This window comes from Polaribacter marinivivus, from assembly GCF_042651285.1.
Classification (GTDB): domain Bacteria; phylum Bacteroidota; class Bacteroidia; order Flavobacteriales; family Flavobacteriaceae; genus Polaribacter; species Polaribacter marinivivus.
Window position 1 is genome coordinate 511,024 of sequence record NZ_JBHSCY010000001.1, and the last position, 13,126, is coordinate 524,149.

Below are 13,126 nucleotides of genomic sequence, written 5' to 3' on the forward strand. Positions count from 1 at the left end.
AAAATATGAGAAAACAATTATCTGTAATAGTATTGTTATTAACAGTTTCCTTTACTTTCTCTCAGAAAAAAGGAAAACAGTATAATATTAGAACCTTAGCTTTCTATAATTTAGAAAACTTATTTGATACTATTAACGACACTACTATTAATGATGAAGCTAGCCCAATGATGGAGCTTAAATCTAATAGATCTAAAGTTTATTGGGATAAAATTGATAAACTTGGAAGTGTTATTGCACAAATTGGAGCAGAAAAAGCAAACACATCTCCTGCAATTATTGGTGTTTCTGAAGTAGAGAATTTAAGTGTATTAGAAGATTTAGTAAAATCTAAACACTTAAAAAGTAAAAAATACGGAATTATACATTACGATTCTCCAGACAAAAGAGGAATAGATGTAGCTTTATTATACCAAAAAAGATATTTTAAACCTATACATCATGAAGCGTTTAACCCAAATATTTACAGAAACAATAGAAAGGTCTATACAAGAGATCAATTATTAGTTTCTGGATATTTAGATGATGAATTGATTCATGTAATTGTAAATCACTGGCCTTCTAGAAGTGGAGGTGAAGCTAAAAGTAGACCTCTTAGAGAAAAGGCTGCTTATCAAAACACAAAGATTATTGAACAAATTAGAGAAAAGCATGAGAATCCTAAAATCATAACAATGGGAGATTTTAATGATGATCCAATAAACTCAAGCTTTAAAGAGGTTTTAAAAACAAAAAGTCGTAAAAAAGAAGTTGGTGAATTAGATATTTACAATCCTTATGAAGATTTACATAGAAGAGGGTTTAACACTTTAGGATATAGAGATAATATCAATTTATTTGATATGATTTTAATTTCTTCTCCATTATTAGATAAAGGTGAAAAAGACTTTTCTACATATAAAATGTACAAGGCAATGATATTTAACAAGCGTTTTTTAACAAATAAACGTGGTCAGTTTAAAGGTTATCCTTTTAGAAGTTTTTCTTACGGTGGTTATACAGGTGGTTACTCAGATCACTACCCAGTTTACATGTATTTAATTAAAGAGAAAAAATAAGCTTAATTTATTACAAAAATAAAAACCCACAATATTTGAATATTGTGGGTTTTTTGATAAAAAATTATTGCCTTAATTACAAGTTATTCTTTAACTGAAACAAACTTGTAATATAAATAGGTGTAAGCATCTCTAGGTATAATGTTTATCCACTTTTTATGTTTTAAATACCATTTAAAACGTATAGAATTTACTCCTTTTGTTAAATAAGCAGCAATAAAAGGATGTATATGTAATTGAATCTTTTTATTGGTTGATTTGCCACTTTGCATTTTAGAAATGTATTTTTCTAAGTCTGCTTCTATTTTATCTAACAAAACTATTGGGGCTTCTACTTGCCCATCTTTATTTGGATTTTCTTCGGTAGTTTTAATATTCATTACAGGTCTTACTCTTTGCCTAGTAATTTGTATTAATCCAAATTTACTTGGAGGTAATATTTTGTGTTTTGTTCTATCTAAAGACATAGCCTCTTTTAAATGCTGATACAGTTTATTTCTGTTTTCAGATTTATGCATATCAATAAAATCAACAACTATAATACCACCCATATCACGTAATTGTAATTGACGTGCTATTTCTGTGGCTGCTATTAAATTTACTTCTAATGCAGTCTCTTCTTGAGAACCAGCTTTGTTAGAACGATTTCCACTATTTACATCTATAACATGTAAAGCTTCTGTGTGCTCTATTACCAAATAAGCACCTTTACTCATGGATACTGTTTTTCCGAAAGAAGTTTTGATTTGTCTTTCTATTCCGTATTTTTCAAATATGGGAACAGAAGATTTATGAAGTTTTACAATTTTTTCCTTTTCAGGATATATTTCTTGTAAATACTCTTTAATCTCAACTTTTAATGTTTCATCATTTGTAACTATATTAGTAAAGCTTTCATTCATTACATCTCTTAAAATAGAAGATGCTCTGTTTAACTCACTTAATATTTTAGTTGGTGTATTTGTGTTTGCAATTCGCTTACACATAGTTTTCCAACGTTCTAATGAGTTTTGTAAATCTTTATCTAATTCAGCCACTTTCTTTCCTTCTGCAACAGTTCTTAAAATAACACCAAACCCTTTTGGTTTAATGCTTTTTGCTAATCTTTTTAAACGTTCTTTTTCTTTTGGGTCTTCGATTTTTTGAGAAACCGAAACTCGATTAGAAAAAGGAACAAGAACTAAAAATCTACCAGCAATAGAAAGCTCTGAGCTTAATCTTGGGCCTTTTGTAGAAATTGGTTCTTTTACGATTTGTACCAACAGGTTTTGCCCTGTTTTTAAAACATCAGTAATACTACCATCTTTATTGATGTCTGGTTGAAATCGGAAATTTTTTAAAGTGAATTCTTTATACTTACCTGTGCTTACTTTCTTAATGAATGCGTTTAATGAGTTTACTTGCGCGCCTAAATCATGATAATGTAAAAACCCATCTTTTGGGTAACCTACATTTACAAATGCTGCATTTAAACCAGATAATACTTTTCCTATTTTGGCTAAAAAAATATCGCCTACAGAGAATTTATTATCTGTTGTTTCATTATTTAATTCAATAAGTTTTCCATCTCTTAATAAGGCAAAATCAATATCAGCTGAATTTGAACGAATTATTAATTCTGTTTTCATACTGAAAATGGTTTTAACACTGCACTTCATTGTGCAGATGGATTAATATTGTCAGGTATTTATAATACCAGTGAGGTTTTATTAAAACCTCGATGTCAATGAACTTTTAGTTTTTTCGCTAAATTATAAACGAAAAAGTAAGCTACTGCTTACTTTTTCTTCTTATGTCTATTAGCTCTTGCTCTTTTCTTTCTTTTGTGAGTTGAGATCTTTGCTCTCTTTCTTTTTTTACCACTTGGCATAATTATCTTGTGTTTTTTTAAACTTTTTAAAGCTTAGATTACTATTATACTATTTAACAGCTACTTTGTTTTTAACTCCTTCAGTAAATGTTTTTGCTGGTTTAAACGCTGGAATATTGTGCGCTGGAATTTTAATTGTAGTATTTTTAGATATGTTTCTACCTGTTTTTTCGGCTCTAGTTTTTATAATAAAACTTCCAAAACCTCTTAAATAAACATTTTCACCACTTTCTAATGCATCTTTAACTTCAGCCATAAATGCTTCTACAGTTGCTAAAACGTCTGTTTTTTCAATTCCTGATTTGTCTGAAATTTTTGATACGATATCTGCTTTCGTCATGTCTTTATTTTTATTGTTTTAATTTCAAAAATGCGGATGCAAATATATGATAATTAATCAATTCCGAAAACAATAAATATTAAATTTGTTATGATTTTTATAGTTAATATTGCAAACCTATTTTTTTTGAATGATTTTTTCTAATAAACTAATTCTATGGTACTTACAAAACAAGAGAGATTTACCTTGGCGTAAAACTAAAAATCCATATCATGTTTGGTTATCAGAAATTATACTTCAGCAGACAAGAGTTGCTCAAGGTTTAGATTATTATTTAAAATTTATTGACGCTTTTCCAACTGTAAATCATCTTGCAAATGCAGAAGAAAGTACTGTTTTAAAATTATGGCAAGGTTTAGGATATTACTCTAGAGCTAGAAATTTACATTTTTCAGCAAAATACATCGTAAACGAATTAAATGGTGAGTTTCCAAAGACCTATAAAGAAATTGTAAAACTAAAAGGTGTAGGTGATTATACAGCATCTGCTATTGCTTCTATGTGTTTTAATGAGTCAACTGCTGTTGTAGATGGCAATGTATATAGAGTACTTTCTAGATATTTTGGTATAGATACTCCAATAAATTCATCAGCAGGTATTAAAGAATTTAAAGCTTTGGCTCAATCTTTAATTGATGATTCTCAATCAGGTACTTTTAATCAAGCTATTATGGATTTTGGAGCTATACAATGTAAGCCCAAAAAACCATTATGCTTGTTTTGTCCTTTTGCTGATAGCTGTGTTGCTTTTCAAAAAAACAAAATTGACCTACTACCCGTAAAAGAAAAGAAACTAAAAATAAAAAATAGATATTTTAATTTTTTAGTGATTAAAACAGCTGATCATAAAACCATTTTAAAAGAAAGAAAAGGTAAAGGCATTTGGCAAGGGTTATATCAATTTCCATTATTAGAAAGTGAAAAAAGCATAGATAAGAACGACTTGATTTCTTCTGAAATGTTTAATGAAATGTTTCCAAATGAAGTTTCAATTTCATTATTTAATAAAAAAGAAGTTGTGCATAAATTATCTCATCAACATTTACATACTCAGTTTTGGATTATAGAGTTAAACCATCAAAAAGATGCAAATATTGATTGGAAAGCTATAGAAAACTATCCAGTACCAGTATTAATTTCGAATTTTTTAGAAGAATATCTCTCTTAAAAAATTGATATTTTTTCTTACATTTGATTAGAAATAAAAAAGCTATGGCAGGTACAATAAATAAAGTAATTTTAATTGGTAATTTAGGTGATGATGTTAAAATGCATTATTTTGATGATCAAAATTGTGTAGGTCGTTTTCCTATTGCAACTTCAGAAAGTTATACAAATAAACAAACTGGAGAAAAAATTACAAATACAGATTGGCACAATATTGTGGTTAGAAATGGACTTGCAAAAGTCTGCGAAAAATACCTGACAAAAGGTGATAAAGTTTATGTTGAAGGAAAATTAAAAAATCGTCAGTGGGAACAAGATGGTGTAAAACGTTATGCTACAGAAGTTCATGTAAATGAAATGACGATGCTATCTAACAAGAAAAACAACGAAAACCCAATGTCACCTCAACAAAATCAACAGCCTTCTACTACTCCAAAATCTGTAGTGCAAGAAGAAGATGATGATTTACCATTTTAGTAACTAAATTTTTAAAATTTGGATCCAGATCCTGAACTATTATTAACATTTTTACTCTCTTTTGATTTTTTAACATCAATAAATGCTATTGTATTAATTGTGCTATTAATTTGTTCTGCATTAATATCTGGGACAGAAGTAGCCTTTTTTTCGCTTTCGCAATCAGATTTAAACGAACTCTCTAATGAAGGTAAAGAAGACAACATAATAGTTACTTTACTAGAAAGACCTAGAAAATTATTAGCTACTATACTAATCACTAATAATTTTATAAATATTTTAATTGTACTTCTTTTTGCCTCTTTAGCAGAAACTTTATTTGGTGATTTCGATTATGAAATGAATTTATATTTCTTTTCATTACCTATTCGTTTTTTAATAGAAGTAATATTAGTTACTTTTTTAATTCTATTATTTGGTGAAGTTTTACCTAAAGTTTATGCGTCTAGAAATGCATTAAGCTTTTCTAAATTAATGGCTAAATTCATCAATTTTGTAAATCTAATTTTAACTCCTTTTAGCTTACCATTAATTACATTAACAAAGTTTATAGAAAAAAAATTAGGTAATAAAAACTCAAACTTTTCAGTAGAAACTTTATCTCAAGCATTAGAATTAACATCTGAAGGAGCAACAACAAAAGATGAGCAAAAAATTCTTGAAGGTATTGTAAATTTTGGAAACACAGAAACAGTGCAAATTATGAAACCTAGAATAGACATTTTTGCATTATCTGATGATGAAGAATATGAAGTGGTTCTTGATAAAATTTTAAAAAACGGATATTCTAGAAATCCAGTTTACAATGACAGTATAGACAATATTGTTGGTGTTTTATACGCTAAAGATTTATTAGCCCATTTAAATAAGAAAAATTTTAAATGGCAAAACTTATTACGTGAAGCTTATTTTGTGCCAGAAAATAAAAAGTTAGACGATTTGCTAGACGATTTTAGAGCCCGTAAAAACCACTTAGCTATTGTAGTTGATGAATATGGAGGTACAAGTGGATTGGTTACTTTAGAAGACGTTATTGAAGAAATTGTAGGTGACATAAATGACGAGTTTGATGATGATGATTTACAATATTCAAAAATTGATGAAAACAATTATATTTTTGAAGGAAAAACAACAATCAAAGATTTTTGTAAGGTATTAGATGACGAAGACGAAGCTATTTTTGAGGAAGAAAAAGGAGAAAGTGAAACATTAGCAGGTTTTTTATTAGAAATCTCTGGAAGATTCCCAAAAAAAGGTGAAAAAATAATATTCAAAAATTATACGTTTACAATAGAAGCGTTAGATAAAAAGCGCATAAAACAAATAAAAGCCACAAGAAATGCGTAAGCTACTTTTTTTATTTATGCTAACTATTTTTAGTTCTTGTAAAGAAGATACATTACCAAAACCAAAAGCTTATTTAAGTTTAGAGTACCCTAATAAATCTTATACTCAATTATCTTTACAAAGACCTTTTACTTTTAAAGTAGCCAATAACACTATTGTTGTAAATGAACCCAACAATTGGTTAAAAATTAAATATCCAGACTTAAAAGCGTCTATAGATATCACTTACAGACCTATTAAAAACAACTTAAAAGAACTATTAACAGAAGCAGAAAAACTAGTTTTTAAACATGCAGTAAAAGCAGAACAAATTATACCTAAAGACTTTGTAAATAAAGATAAAAGAGTTTTTGGTAGCTTATATGAAATTACTGGTAATGCAGCCTCTAACTTACAATTTCATGTAACAGACAGTACTAATAATTTTGTAAAAGGATCTTTGTATTTCTATGCAAGACCAAATTACGATTCTATTTTACCTGCAGTTGAATATATTAAAGAAGATATTTTAAAATTGGTTGAAACTTTAGAATGGGAAAAATAATTTTATTGCTTTTTATATCTTTAACAATCTCTTCTTACGCACAGTCTGATAAATTTAAAGAACAAGTTACTATTGTAAATTCTTTTAAGGCAGATTTTTATACATCTCCAAAATCAATAATATTTGTGTTTAATGACTCTGGTCATCTAGGAAATTATTATACAAAATTATTTAAAGATTTAAAAAAAACATTACGCAAAGAAAAAATAAAAGTTGGGTCTGAATTTAATTTTTCTAACAAAAAAGACTTTGCTAATGATATTTCTAATGCTCCAAAAAATAAAAATAAGAGATCTGATTTTGAATTTATATGTAACATAACTACAAAGTACTATAAAGACCCAGAAGAATGGAAAAATTATAAAGATTTAAAAAAAAGAAAAACTCAACATGACTTAATCTTTACCATGTATAATAATAAAAATGAGAGGATTTTAAAACTAAACCTTTTTATACAATCATATTATACAATAGCTACAAAAACAAAAGAAACTTCTATTCTTTTTTATGAATTTATAAAGTAATTAATAGCTAGAAATTCCGCCTGTTAAATTTAAAACATTTAACTCTGGATAAACTTTTTTCATTTTTTCTGTTGCTCTGTAACTATTAAATCCACGTTGGCAAACCATAACATAAGTTTTAGCATAATCGACTTCTATTTTAGTTGCATCAAATTGTTGAATTGGTATAGTTTTATCTACTTTAAATGGTAATTTTAGGTTTGGTAATACAGCAATTAACTCTAAATTTTGCTCCCCTATTTTCTCTTTTAATGCTTTAGGCGAAATTTGCCAATCTGGATTTTGTGAAGAGCAAGCCAAATCAAAATAAGTCTGTGCTTTAAAAAGTTTTGCAATTTTATCTTTAGTAAAAACGGACTTCAATTTCATTTTTAATTGTGTGTTTTGTAAAGCATTGTAAATTAACAATTCATTTATTATAGGTTTTCCAATACCTGTAATTAATTTTAAAACCTCGTTTACTTGCGCTGTTGCTATCATACCCACAATTGCATTTAAGGTTCCAATTGTTGAACAATTTGGAATATCTGTGGCCATTTCTGGAAAAGCATCTCTTAAATTTGTAGAGTAATTACCTTCTTTTTGTAATACATTAAATGTAGCTACATAGCCATCAAATTTATATAAAGAACCATAAACTAGTGGTTTGCTTTTTATAACACAGGCATCATTTAGTAAATACTTTGTGGGTAAAGAATCTGTACCATCAACCACAATATCAACGCCACTAATTAACTCAAAAACATTATCTTTAGTTATGGGCTTATTTGTAAAACTAACTTCAGTAAAAGGAGCCCTTTTTTTTATAAAATTAGATAACACTTCTGCCTTAGGTTTTCCAACATCATCTAATGCGTAAAAAACTTGTCTATGTAGGTTAGTTTCATCAACAGTATCAAAATCTACTAAATGAATTTTACCTAAACCACTTGAAGCCAAATATACAGCTATAGGACTTCCTAAACCTCCACAACCTACTACTAAAACTGATGTATTTTGAAGCTTTTGCTGTCCTTCTTCACCAATTTCAGAAAGTGTAATTTGACGTTTAAAAAGTTGGTTTTTATCCATTATTAGCTAATTCATTTTTAGCTGACTTGAATTCTTCTGGTGTATTTACATTTCTAATAAAGCTGTCATCTATTTCAACAACTTCAACATCAGAATTGATAAGCATTTTACGTGGGCAAGAATAGCCTTGTGCTAAATATTGCAATAAAATTGGGTAAGCTTTTGGCTCATAAATAGTGATTAAAGGTTCTACAAATGTTGCACTTTTTCCTTTAATTGCTGTTGCTACTTTACTAGGATTTCTTTTTTCTAATAATAAAGAAATTATTTCTTCATTTATAAAAGGTAAATCTGTGGCTAAAACAAACCAAGCTATATTTGGATCTTTTTGAAAAGCAGAACAAATACCTCCAAAAGGTCCTAAATTGATAAACTTATCTGAAATTTCATTTTCACTTTCCCCTTTTTGAACTGAATAAAAGGTTTCTAAATTGTGGCTTTCTAACAATTCTTTTGCAACTACTTTTTGTGGCTTTCCAAAATAATTGAGTTCAGACTTATCTGTACCCATTCTTGTACTTTTTCCACCCACTAAAACCAAGCCTTGTAAAGGTGCTATCTTCTCTTTGATTAAATTATGAACATGATTTGAAATAGCATCAATTTCATCAATCGTGTAACACTTTACGTTTTTGATTTGAGGATATTTTTCTTCTAAAAAATCAAAAAAATTAGTTTCAGAATTTAGTTTAATTACAAACTGAATATTTTGTAATTGATCTAATCTTTTTAAAACGGATGCTTCTTTTGCTTCATCTAAAATTAGTATTTGCTTAGCTCCTTGATAATGATTTCCATTAATAAAAACAAAATCAAACTGAGCAAAATCTAATCGTTGTTGGTATTTATTTATACTTCCAGAAGTTGTTATTTGAACATTTCCTTGATGATGAAAAACATATTCTGATAGTTGATTTTTATCTACATCTTTAGCATGTGAAGCATCAAAATATCCCAATTTATATTGGGTGAGTTTTTTAGAAATCTGATGCACTACATTAGAAATTGTATTACAATTTGTTCCTAAAATAGCAATTTCATTAGGTCCAAAATTATCATTATCTCTTCTAACTAAATTTGTATGCTTTTGATGTTTACTCATTTTTTATATCTGATTTTCCTCCAGTTTTTTCAATCAATTTTACTTCTTTAATTACCATTTTTTGACTGATACTTTTACACATGTCATAAATAGTTAAACAAGCAATATTTGCACCAGTTAAGGCTTCCATTTCTACACCCGTTTTTCCTTCAATCGTTACTTTACAAAGCACCTCTATATGTTCTGAATCAGTAATATTAATATCTATAGCTACACCATTTATTAATAATGGATGACACATAGGAATTAACTCTGAAGTTTTTTTTACACCTTGAATTCCTGCAATTATAGCCGTTTGAAAAACAGGTCCTTTTTTAGTGATTAACTCATCATTTGTAAAATGAGAAATTATCTCCTCTCCTAAAAACATAGTTGCTTTTGCTATGGCAGTTCTTTTTGTAATTTTCTTATCAGAAACATTTACCATTTTAGGGTTATTTCTTTGATTTAAATGTGAAAAGCTCATTTAAATAGTTTTAAGTGTTTAGTTTTTAATTTTTAGTTAAACTTTCTTGAGAAGTTTTTACTATTGATGTCAATATTCTAATTAATTCATGAATATCGTTTATTAAATTATCAACATTTAAATTAGTGAGTTCACTCTCTTTCAATAATCTCAACCAATATTTGGTTTCTCTAGCTTCTTTAGAAGAAATTGACATTTTTGCAATGAAATCTTTTTTACTTTGACCAGCTAAAGCTTCTTCTACATTTGCTCCAATTGAAGTTCCACTTCTTAAAATTTGCCTTGAAATAATAAATTCTTTTTCTTCTTGTAACTTTTTATAAAGGTGTATAATTTTTAATGAAAAATCAAAACTCTTTTTCTGAACAATACTTTCTTTCATAGCTATAGTTAAAACTCAAAATTAAACATTAAAAACTAAAAATTGCGAAAGCGTAATATTGGATAGTTTTCTCCAGTTTTAAATTCAGTTTTATCATTTGGCAATTGAATAAATGCATCTGCATTTATTAAACTTGCTAAATCTCCAGAACCATTTCCTTTAATTGGTGTGGCTAATGTATGACCAAATTTATCACTTAATTTTACTTGTAAAAAGTACGTTAAATTTGGTTTAAAAATTATATCTTCAGTTAAAATGGCAGTTTCTTCTTTTGTTTTAACTCTCACTGATTTATAATACCAAGGATAAAAATACATTAAACAATTTACAAAAGTTGATATTGGATTTCCAGGAAAAGCAAACACTTTACAAGTATTGGTTTCACCCATCCAAAAAGGTTTTCCTGGTCTTTGAGCTACTCTATGAAATCTTTTTTTTACACCCAATTCATCAAAAACTTCTGGTAAAAAATCGAATTTACCTTTACTCACTGCTCCACTACAAAGCAACACATCATAATCGTTTAAAAACTGAGCAATTTTTTGCATTAAAATAGGCTTATCATCTGTAATATGCGAAGTTTCAGATTCAATTTTTAAATGCTCTAAAGCTGCAACTAAGGTAAATACATTACTTCTTCTAATTTGATGTTCTTCAGGTTTATCGTTTACAGCAACCAATTCATCACCTGTTGAAAGTATCATTATTTTAGGTTGTTTAGCCACTTTAATGGTAGATTTACCAACTGTAGCAAAAACGCCAATTTCTGCTGCTGAAATGATGATGTTTTTTTCAATTAAAGTTTCTCCAACTTTTCTATCTTTTCCTTTTTCATGAATATTTTGGAATTCGAAAACTTCATTTATCATGATTCTTGCAACACCATTTTTTATTTCTACATCTTCATATCTTATAACAGCATTTGTGTTCTTTGGTAAAACAGCACCTGTCATTACCTCAATACAATTTTCTGAATTTTGTAATGAAATTTGTGCACTTCCTGCAGGTTGTATCCCTTCAATTGTAAATGCTCTTTGACCTTTTTGAAAAGCGATAAAATCTATGGCAATACCATCCATTGAAACTCTGTTAAATGGCGGGAAATCTCTATCTGCAACAATCGTCTCTTTTAAAATTCTACCAACAGATTTGATAAATGGAGTTTCTTCAACTCCAAATTCTTGAGTTGCTTTTAAAATGATATGTTTTGCCTCTTCTACTGAAATCATAAGCCCTCCCTAACCCTCCCAAAAGGAGGGAATTTGTTACTAATTTTTAATTTGATTTACTTTTTCTATTAATATTTCATAGTTTTCAATCCAAAAGTTAACAAGTTTAAGTATTTCTTCCCTTTGGGAAGATTAAGATGGGCATCTACCCTCCAATTGTGCTCATACTCTCAGAAACATTACCTTTTCTATTGGCTTCTGCAATAAAACCATTTTCTGGTTTTTCTTTAACCAAACTTAAAAACAGTGCTTTTAAATCTTCATTACTTGCTCCATTTCTAATAAAATCTCTAAGATTGAAAACGCCATCATCAAACAAACAGTTTTTAAAAGTTCCTGTACTTGTAATTCTTATTCTGTTACAATCATTACAAATGGTTCTTGTAAAAGCAGGAATAATACCAACAGTTCCTAAATGACCATCAACTTTATAATTTCTAGAAGTTGATGATTTTTCAGACTGTATTTCCTCAACATCAAACTCCGTTTTTATCTCTTCTAAAATTTTTTTAAATGTCCAATTTTCTTTAATATCTCTTTGCCCTTTGCCATTAAATGGCATTTCTTCTATAAAACGAACTGCAACATTTTTATCTTTAGTTAGTCTTACAAAATCATTAATTTCATCTGTGTTAAAACCAGATTGTACTACCACATTAAGCTTTAAATTTAATCTGCTTTTTTCTAACGCTTCAAAAGTTTTATAAACGTCCAGAAAAACATCACGTCTTGTAATTTTAGCAAACTTATCTCTTTGTAAACTATCTATACTTAAATTGATATGCTTTACTTTTTCTAATTGCTCTATTCTATCTATATAATGAGAAATTAATGCACCATTTGTTGTGATATTAATTGCATCTAACAAATCGTTATAAGACAACATTTCTAAGAAACCAACAAAGTCTTTTCTTACAAAGGGTTCTCCACCAGTTAAACGCACTTTTTTAACTCCTAATTCTGTTAATACACGAATTAAGCGATACATTTCTTTAAACGTTAATAGTTCTTGTTTGGGTACAATATCAATTCCATGAGCAGGCATACAATATTGACAACGCAAATTACATCTGTCTGTAACTGCCAAACGCACATACTCTATTTGACGACCAAAACTATCTATTAACTGATTCATTAATTTGGTAATTTTTTACTTACTAAACCATAAATTAATGTACCAATTAATGCACCCAATAAAATAATTAAAGCAGGTAACCATTTAAAACCTAGAATTACAAAAACTGGAGCAGCACATGCACCTGAAACTCCCCAACCTAAACCAAAAAAAGTTCCTCCAACAAGTGTTCTTATAAATCCTTTTTGTTTTTGTTTTGGTGTTATTTTGTTTCCATTAATATCTTTTATTTTTTCGCTTTTAAACAATTGCATAATAATTGCAGATACTACAACTGCCCCTCCAATAATGCCAAACATATGAAAGGACTCAAAACGAAACATTTCATAAAAACGATACCAAGAAATGGCTTGCACTTTACTCAATACAATTGCGAAAAATATACCTAGAAGTAAAAATTTAATGTTCTTCATA

At 28.3% G+C, this 13,126-nt stretch carries 15 protein-coding genes; 6 read left to right on the forward strand and 9 right to left on the reverse strand.

Annotated features, from left to right (window positions below; genetic code table 11):
- Positions 1 to 5: 5 nt before the first annotated feature.
- Entirely contained in the window at positions 6 to 1,058 is a 1,053-nt protein-coding gene (locus ACFOWD_RS02390; protein ID WP_298990063.1) for an endonuclease/exonuclease/phosphatase family protein, read from the forward strand.
- Between the two features lie 83 nt (positions 1,059 to 1,141).
- Here the strand turns inward: ACFOWD_RS02390 and ACFOWD_RS02395 are convergent, their stop codons facing one another.
- Complete coding sequence (locus tag ACFOWD_RS02395; protein ID WP_377407809.1) at positions 1,142 to 2,686, reverse strand: Rne/Rng family ribonuclease; 1,545 nt, start codon at positions 2,684 to 2,686, stop codon at positions 1,142 to 1,144.
- 291 nt (positions 2,687 to 2,977) lie between these two features.
- A complete protein-coding gene (locus tag ACFOWD_RS02400; protein WP_298990068.1) occupies positions 2,978 to 3,268 on the reverse strand; it encodes an HU family DNA-binding protein in 291 nt (96 codons plus the stop codon).
- Between the two features lie 130 nt (positions 3,269 to 3,398).
- Between ACFOWD_RS02400 and mutY the strand changes: the two genes are divergently transcribed.
- The 5 genes from mutY to ACFOWD_RS02425 are packed head-to-tail and all read left to right on the forward strand — an operon-like array spanning position 3,399 to position 7,327.
- Complete coding sequence (gene mutY / locus ACFOWD_RS02405; protein WP_377407811.1) at positions 3,399 to 4,436, forward strand: A/G-specific adenine glycosylase; 1,038 nt, start codon at positions 3,399 to 3,401, stop codon at positions 4,434 to 4,436.
- A gap of 44 nt (positions 4,437 to 4,480) precedes the next feature.
- Positions 4,481 to 4,912: a single-stranded DNA-binding protein gene (locus ACFOWD_RS02410; protein WP_377407813.1), complete on the forward strand. Its 432-nt coding sequence runs from the start codon at positions 4,481 to 4,483 to the stop codon at positions 4,910 to 4,912.
- A gap of 18 nt (positions 4,913 to 4,930) precedes the next feature.
- Positions 4,931 to 6,259, forward strand: coding sequence for a gliding motility-associated protein GldE (locus tag ACFOWD_RS02415; protein WP_377407815.1), 1,329 nt, complete (start codon positions 4,931 to 4,933; stop codon positions 6,257 to 6,259).
- Positions 6,252 to 6,803: a gliding motility lipoprotein GldD gene (gene gldD / locus ACFOWD_RS02420; protein ID WP_377407817.1), complete on the forward strand. Its 552-nt coding sequence runs from the start codon at positions 6,252 to 6,254 to the stop codon at positions 6,801 to 6,803. Before ACFOWD_RS02415 ends, gldD begins: the two co-directional genes overlap by 8 nt.
- Positions 6,791 to 7,327 carry a hypothetical protein gene (locus ACFOWD_RS02425; protein ID WP_377407819.1) on the forward strand — a complete coding sequence of 179 codons (537 nt, stop codon included), beginning with the start codon at positions 6,791 to 6,793 and terminating at the stop codon, positions 7,325 to 7,327. The genes gldD and ACFOWD_RS02425 overlap by 13 nt, the downstream gene beginning before the upstream one ends.
- Here the strand turns inward: ACFOWD_RS02425 and ACFOWD_RS02430 are convergent, their stop codons facing one another.
- The 7 genes from ACFOWD_RS02430 to ACFOWD_RS02460 all read right to left on the reverse strand — a co-directional run bounded on the left by ACFOWD_RS02430 (position 7,328) and on the right by ACFOWD_RS02460 (position 13,125).
- Positions 7,328 to 8,398, reverse strand: a complete 1,071-nt coding sequence (locus ACFOWD_RS02430; protein ID WP_377407821.1) for a ThiF family adenylyltransferase — start codon at positions 8,396 to 8,398, stop codon at positions 7,328 to 7,330. It lies immediately after the preceding gene.
- Positions 8,391 to 9,500, reverse strand: a complete 1,110-nt coding sequence (locus ACFOWD_RS02435; protein WP_377407823.1) for an NTP transferase domain-containing protein — start codon at positions 9,498 to 9,500, stop codon at positions 8,391 to 8,393. The genes ACFOWD_RS02430 and ACFOWD_RS02435 overlap by 8 nt, the downstream gene beginning before the upstream one ends.
- Positions 9,493 to 9,966: a cyclic pyranopterin monophosphate synthase MoaC gene (moaC, locus tag ACFOWD_RS02440; RefSeq protein WP_377407825.1), complete on the reverse strand. Its 474-nt coding sequence runs from the start codon at positions 9,964 to 9,966 to the stop codon at positions 9,493 to 9,495. Before moaC ends, ACFOWD_RS02435 begins: the two co-directional genes overlap by 8 nt.
- 25 nt (positions 9,967 to 9,991) lie before the next feature.
- A complete protein-coding gene (locus ACFOWD_RS02445) occupies positions 9,992 to 10,348 on the reverse strand; it encodes a four helix bundle protein (RefSeq protein ID WP_377407827.1) in 357 nt (118 codons plus the stop codon).
- A gap of 35 nt (positions 10,349 to 10,383) precedes the next feature.
- Complete coding sequence (locus tag ACFOWD_RS02450; protein ID WP_377407829.1) at positions 10,384 to 11,577, reverse strand: molybdopterin molybdotransferase MoeA; 1,194 nt, start codon at positions 11,575 to 11,577, stop codon at positions 10,384 to 10,386.
- 145 nt (positions 11,578 to 11,722) lie between these two features.
- Complete coding sequence (gene moaA / locus ACFOWD_RS02455) at positions 11,723 to 12,712, reverse strand: GTP 3',8-cyclase MoaA (RefSeq protein ID WP_377407831.1); 990 nt, start codon at positions 12,710 to 12,712, stop codon at positions 11,723 to 11,725.
- A complete protein-coding gene (locus tag ACFOWD_RS02460; RefSeq protein ID WP_377407833.1) occupies positions 12,712 to 13,125 on the reverse strand; it encodes a DUF6691 family protein in 414 nt (137 codons plus the stop codon). The genes moaA and ACFOWD_RS02460 overlap by 1 nt, the downstream gene beginning before the upstream one ends.
- Position 13,126 lies beyond the last annotated feature (1 nt).